Raw genomic sequence first — 6,551 nt, 5'->3', positions numbered from 1 at the left:
GCGTTGCGTTAGATCCCCGACTTCTTGAAGAAGTCGGGGATCTGGGATGTTATAATATTAACTATTTTTTGCCAGTAATGGATAGTCCTTCTACTATCAATGATGGTGTATAACAAGAACCATTCCAATCCGCATCTCCACCTAGTTGCACCACTTGTTTTAGGGCTGTGTAGACGTTACCTGCCACCATTGTATCTTTAACCCGGCCAGTGATTTCACCATTTTTGACCCGATAGCCTAAATCAACATTGATGGAAAAATCACCAGATAGTCCGCTACAACTACCTAACATTTGATCTACAATGAGGCCATCATCCATTTTACTAATTAAGTCTAATAGGGAGAGATCACCGGGTTGAATGAGGAAGTTAAATAATCCAGGGGTAGGATAACTACCTAAGCCGGGACGAAAACCATTACCAGTGCTACCGATGTTTAATTGTCTGCCAGTGGTGCGATCGCTATAAAAATTCCGTAAAATCCCATTTTCGATAAATATTAAGGACTGGGTAGGTTGACCTTCATCGTCAAAGGGACAACTATAGGGTCCTGCTTCTGGGTTTTGGTACAGGGTCAGGGTGGGTGCAATAACTGGTTTACCCAACCTATCCACCCAAGGGGAAGCTTTTTCCAAGATGTGCTTACCATTCAACGCTGCTTGCACAGTTCCCCACAGCATATCTGCTGCTTTAGATGTGAATAATACCGGACAACGACCACTAGGACTGGGAACGTTTTCCCGCGCCCAGTTTAATCGTTGTAAAATTTGGCTGGCTACTTTCTCCGGGTGGAGTTCATAGCGTTGGGTTTGGCCATCAGCCACACTGAGAAAATCATCACCTCTGACCCATTCTGCTGACATATAGCAGCTAAGAGTGGTGTCGGTGTAGTGAGAATCTAAACCTTTGCTGTTGATGAGTCTGATATTTTCTACATCACACTCCCAGTCACTATGACAAAGAACATCTGGATAGATATCATGAATGAGGGCGATCGCTTCCTTGCCCCAGTTAATCAACTTATCTGCGGATACAGATGTGCCTAAATCTGGATAGGAATGCCCGCCATGAGTCCCTAATTCTACTGTTTCCGGTGAATTTAATTGACTCAGTGCCAAAGATTTTTCCACCATCGCTTGGGGATCAACATCGCCATAGGCCACTGTTAAACCAGGACAACCATCCCGCCATAGCCGCAGGGCTGTACCCTCAGCTTGGCTGGTTTCTAGTTGTTTGAGACGGTTGGCCTCAAAAAAAACTGGTCGAGAAAGCGATCTTGACTGATACACTTCGGCAGCCTCAGCACCAGACTTGAGGGCAAGTTCTAGCAGTTGTTCCGCCAGTGTATGTTGTAACAAATTTACAGAACCCATGTCCCTTGATGAATTATGGATTTTGGATATAAACCGCTTAATCGTCGCAGACTATTATCCCATTAGCGTGTCATAAACAGTTACAAAAAAGGGAACAGGGAACAGGGAACAGGGAACAGATAAGAAACACTCATTTGCACCAGTTTAGAGCTTATCCCTGCTTGTGTCCTCATGGCAAATTGATTTCTTGTAGTAGCCAAAATCCGGCAAAATCCTGGGATTGAGGATCGGACTGTACCCCAATAAAATGCACCCCATTGGCTTGTTCCTTGGCTACTGCAAAGCCCTGTGCCTCTGCTAAAAGTTCGGGAGTGCGGATATTAGCCACAACCCAACTTTCCGTCGCCCCAGTTTCCAAAATTAATCTGTTGCCTTGTTTGGTGTCAAAATGCAAATAAGCCATTTCTAAACCTGACATCCAGCCCGCTATGGGTAAAGCCCTGGGTGAGAAAATCAAAATTCCTGGAATCCGGGTTTCTGGAGATAATTGTGCCAACTCCAGGGGAAAAGCTTCACCAAAGCCAATTTCCCAATCTGGCATATCCGCAAAATCACCAGCTTCTAAAGTAACAAAAGCCCATTGCTTTCCTTCCAAAGCATCTGGTAAACGCTGGGGTAAGGGTCTATCTAAACGCACGGAAGGATTAGCTACTCCCTGATATCCCGGTTCTTGGGGATAGACTTCCTTCACGCGCTGCTGTATCCACTGATTAAGAACCAATGTCCGCCGACTGGGTACAGCAGGTATGCCCACATCTTCACAGGCTTTTGTAATCATGTTATTCATCTGGCGACGGAAAAAGCGGATTTTGGTAGGTGCCGCACCTGCTTTTTCGATAGCTTCCTGTATTGCTGTCCGCAGCCAACCCGAATTTACCTGGGTACTAGGGCAATATTTAGCATAGCGAAACAGAGAACCCATTTGTGTACCAATATCTACGGGACTTTCGCACACTAACATTTCCCACACTTTTTTCTGATTTTCGTCCAAAATCGGACGGGAGTAAAAATCGAGTTCCCAGTACGTTTTTCTCTGGCTGCCCATGTTTTCGCGCTAAAAATCTGATGATTTGATATTTTGTTATGTTTTAACTTTACCAGGTTGAAGGAATAATTCAGGACTTGGGAAGACAACAGGATTAGGGTTTTGGAAGTTCAGAAGTAAATTATGCCAGTTATCTCAAGGGGCTGATTCTATCTGTATCTAAATTAACACTAATTCTAGTTTTAGCACGCAACTAATGAATAGTAGCTAGTTTTGATTTTTATTTTTAAGTTGATCAAATTTATCCCGTACTTTTTGGATATCTTGCCACATCAGCCATTTGGGAGATCCCTTTTCTTTGGAAGGGTTGCGGAGTAAGTATGAGGGATGGAAGATGGGCATACATAAACGTCCTTCCCACTCTAACCATTCACCACGAATTTTTGTAATGGGGCGTTTGTCTCCTGTTAGACCTTTGACAGATGTTGCACCTGTTAGGAGAATAATTTTGGGGTCAACTAGGCGAATCTGTTCTAACAAATATGGTTTACAAGCTGCTGCTTCTTCACTGGTAGGTACACGGTTTTCCGGTGGTCTACATTTACAAATATTCGCAATATATATATCTGTTTCTGTACTTAATTCTACTGATGCTAAGATTTTTTCCAGTAATTGTCCCGATCTACCAACAAAAGGTAAACCTGTTTCGTCTTCATTTTTTCCCGGTGCTTCGCCAATAATCATAATTTCGGCGCGGAGATTACCACGGCCGACTACAGCATGAGTTCGAGTTTGTCCTAATGGACAACGGTTACAACTATTACAGTGTTTGGCTAATGCTTCTATATTCTCATAGGTTCCAGGCGTAATAGGGATTTTACTATTGGCAGGAATTTGATCTTGTTGGTTCAAGCTAGAGTGATCAAAAAGACTCAGTTGAGTTTCGTGGTGCATGGAATTGGGGAGGGTAACTGGAAATTCCAGTGTGTTTACTCAGATGACCGGTTGGTTTTTAGGCAGGTTGATTACCTTTCCTGTAACAATTAGTATAACACAAGTCACTGGAGGAAGACAGCCTCTAGTACAGCACGGCGTAAATAAAACAACCATTCTCAATCACTAAAAAGCTTACGCCATATTATTTTTAACTTTTGACTTTTGACTTCAGCCTTGCGGTACTAGTTGGCTTTCATCCCCAGCTTAAAAGACATTAACCCCTAAAAATTATTAGGATTTTTAGCCGTTAATTCCGGGGTTTTCAGCCTATCTTCTTATAAAAACTATCTATTAATAGGAATTTTTGTTTGCCATACTTGTTCAAATTCTGCTTGAGTAATTTCAAATTCTTGTATATCTAATAAATCTATTCTTTTATCACATAACATTCCATAATTATCCCAGATATGATTATGATCATAAAATAGAACATTACCATTTTCATAAACTTCTATTTGTCTGAGGGGATATAAGTCATTACCAATTTCCATAAAATATGTACTAGTACCCCACTCATCAAATTCACCACCTAGTGAGACATCCCAGATCCATTTATAATATTTTTTTATTTTTTGTTCCACAGACATAATACATTTAATTCCAATAGCTAGTCGCCTAAATAATATTTAGGGTAAAAATTTACAAAACATAATTATTTTACTGAAAAATTATTAATATATCTACTCGAATTCTAAATTTTTTCTAAAAATCCTCTCAATATTAAATATTTCTGAACCCATTGATTTATAAAAGTTATAAGAGCGTTAGATTTACCCCACATACCATTCTTACTTTTACTCAGGACTGCTATATTTTAGCTGTTGCCGTACTTCCATCAAAACTATGCCTAGCATATTTTTTCCGCTACCATCTGCACCACAACCCCAATAGTAATCAATAGGTGAATTTTCTACTAATTCTTCATTACCTGTTGATAGGAGAATTTCCTGAATATCTTTATTAGTAGAAAATTTGGAGAATACTGCTTTTCGCATAATATTATCCTTCACTTCTTCCCAATCTGGACGTAAAGGAAGTGTTCTTTGTCTTCCCATGTTGGCTGCTTCTTTTGGTGTTTTAACTAAGCGAAGTTTTGCTAAATAAGGTGTACCGATGAACTTTTGCGCTTGAAAATAATGTTCGCTAGTTGACCAATATAATTCGTCTAAAACAAATCCATGGGGTGAGAAGTTAGAAAAACAGCCGTATTGTTCACGGATATTATAAAAGTAGATGGTCATGTTTTAGTAGTTGGTAAAAGTTGATTTCCCTGTTGCCTATTAATCTAATTTTAAGGCGTTAACTGGAACTTCATCCCAGGATGCAACTGTGCGGATTTTGGCAATCCAACCTTGGGCTTTTTGTGTTTCAGTTAAATTATTCTCAAATGATTCATGACAATCTTTAGCCTGAGACTCATTACAACAAGCAATACAAGCGTGAATCATGCCAGATGGATCAATTTGTTCATTTACCCAAATAGTCATAGATTTATCCTTTTAGAATCTGCTACTGAAACAATTTTATATTGTAAAACACAACTGACAACTAACAACAAAAAAGTTAGGATTTTTGAGTAGCGATCGCTAATTTTGCTCCTTTTACCTGACGTACCCGATCCATAACTACCACAACTTGACCATGGGTGGCATTTTGATCTGCGTTAATAATGACTACAACTTCTGTATTTTTCCCCATTAATTTCTGTACCCCTGTCGGTAAAGTATCCAGGGTGACTGGTTGGCGATTTAAACTTAGATCACCGACTGAATCTATGGTAATGGTTATTGGTGCGGCTGATGATTGGGCTTTAGCGGTTGCAGCTTTGGGTAAATTAACTGGTAAGCTTTCGGAACGATTTAAAAATAAGGTGGACATGATGAAAAATGTCAAAATGGCAAAGATGACATCAATCATCGGCACAATATTTATCTGAGGTGGTAATTCAGGTTCATCGGGTAGACGCATTATGATTTATCTCCTCTTTCATAGCGACGACGATAGAGTAATTCTAACTGGCCACCATATTCTTGAATCCAAGCTATTTGGCGCAAATATAGTCCGCGAAAGGTATTAGCAAAAAATAGCGTAATAATAGCTACTACTAATCCCGATGCTGTGGATACTAAAGCTTCACTTATCCCAGAGGTAACACCAGCAGTTTTTGTCCCGCCGACATCGCCAATATTTAATGATGCGAAGGAGGTAATTAGTCCCAATACTGTACCTAGCAGCCCTAACAAGGGGGCTAAACCAATAATAGTATCGAAAATGTTCTGAAACCTTTTTAATAATGGTATTTCCGCCTGTGCTTCACTTTCTAAAGCTAACCGGAATTCTTCAGGGTTGGGTTCTTCTAACTCCAAGGCGGCTAAAAAAATCCTCGCCATAGGTAAATCAGCGTTGTTGTGAAGTGCGGTTAAGGTGCTAACTACATCACCTTGACGATAGAGTTTGAGGACGCTTTGGACAATGCGGTTTTGACGGTTACTGAGTTTTGCCCAAAATATAATCCGTTCGATGATGAGAGACACTGCTAAAACGGAAAAAAACAGCAGGGGCCACATAACTATGCCACCAGCTTTAAATAAATTACTGATTTCCATTGACTATTTTATTAATCTGCACACAGCTAGATTAACAGATTGTTGATCAGAAACAAGTATCAGTAGGGGATAGGTGGGGTTGGGAGTGTGTTATTTTACAATTCTTTGGATTTATTCTTAGATCATATATTGACACAACAATTTTGTTGTTATAGTATTGAGGATAGAATAATTTTGTTGTATTCAACTGCAAAATTGTTTTATTAACCTTCTACTAGTGCCGATATATTAATCTAGAAATTATGGCTCTTCCAGACTAAATATGATAAATTAGTAGGAGAAATACCAATTTAGTAAAATCCTTCTTCTAAAATTATCAAAATTAGTTAAGCCATAAGCTCTTCTTTTAATGAGCTTAATTTTCTGATTAATTCCTTCTACAACTCCTTGAGTAGTTCGGTTATCAAAATAGGCAAGAATCTCATCTATCCATCTACTTATCGTTCGACAACTTTTGGGGAAATATTTATAAGCTATTCCCGCCAGTCAATTTGTAGTATACATACGAGTATCATAAGGAGAATCGCATATTCAATATTAATATGTACATCTGGTAGTAGAAATATATACAGTTTTCCCCTTGGGCTACTAA

General features: G+C 39.4%; 8 protein-coding genes and 1 pseudogene. All 9 read right to left on the bottom strand.

The window, feature by feature from the left end:
* Window positions 1-61: 61 nt before the first annotated feature.
* The gene (locus CUN59_RS10075) at window positions 62-1,372 is read right to left on the bottom strand and encodes a TldD/PmbA family protein (protein WP_104387724.1); all 1,311 of its coding nucleotides are present in this window, start codon (window positions 1,370-1,372) and stop codon (window positions 62-64) included.
* A gap of 169 nt (window positions 1,373-1,541) precedes the next feature.
* Window positions 1,542-2,417, bottom strand: a complete 876-nt coding sequence (locus tag CUN59_RS10070) for a Tab2/Atab2 family RNA-binding protein (RefSeq protein ID WP_104387723.1) — start codon at window positions 2,415-2,417, stop codon at window positions 1,542-1,544.
* Between the two features lie 207 nt (window positions 2,418-2,624).
* On the bottom strand, window positions 2,625-3,311 hold the full coding sequence (locus tag CUN59_RS10065) for a uracil-DNA glycosylase (protein ID WP_104387722.1): 687 nt from the start codon (window positions 3,309-3,311) through the stop codon (window positions 2,625-2,627).
* A gap of 326 nt (window positions 3,312-3,637) precedes the next feature.
* A complete protein-coding gene (locus CUN59_RS10060) occupies window positions 3,638-3,940 on the bottom strand; it encodes a hypothetical protein (RefSeq protein WP_104387721.1) in 303 nt (100 codons plus the stop codon).
* Window positions 3,941-4,147: 207 nt separating this feature from the next.
* Entirely contained in the window at window positions 4,148-4,594 is a 447-nt protein-coding gene (ybiA, locus tag CUN59_RS10055; RefSeq protein ID WP_104387720.1) for a riboflavin biosynthesis intermediates N-glycosidase, read from the bottom strand.
* 39 nt (window positions 4,595-4,633) lie between these two features.
* Complete coding sequence (locus CUN59_RS10050; protein WP_104387719.1) at window positions 4,634-4,840, bottom strand: glycogen debranching protein; 207 nt, start codon at window positions 4,838-4,840, stop codon at window positions 4,634-4,636.
* A 76-nt stretch (window positions 4,841-4,916) separates the two neighbouring features.
* A complete protein-coding gene (locus tag CUN59_RS10045) occupies window positions 4,917-5,321 on the bottom strand; it encodes an ExbD/TolR family protein (protein WP_104387718.1) in 405 nt (134 codons plus the stop codon).
* Window positions 5,321-5,959 (bottom strand): MotA/TolQ/ExbB proton channel family protein, encoded by a 639-nt coding sequence (locus CUN59_RS10040; protein ID WP_104387717.1) that lies wholly within the window; start codon window positions 5,957-5,959, stop codon window positions 5,321-5,323. Before CUN59_RS10040 ends, CUN59_RS10045 begins: the two co-directional genes overlap by 1 nt.
* 270 nt (window positions 5,960-6,229) lie before the next feature.
* Window positions 6,230-6,433: pseudogene (locus tag CUN59_RS10035) on the bottom strand (transposase); the annotation flags it as partial.
* Window positions 6,434-6,551: the final 118 nt, after the last annotated feature.

It is taken from the genome of Cuspidothrix issatschenkoi CHARLIE-1, from assembly GCF_002934005.1.
Lineage (GTDB): Bacteria > Cyanobacteriota > Cyanobacteriia > Cyanobacteriales > Nostocaceae > Cuspidothrix > Cuspidothrix issatschenkoi.
This window is presented reverse-complemented; position numbering and strand designations above follow the sequence as displayed.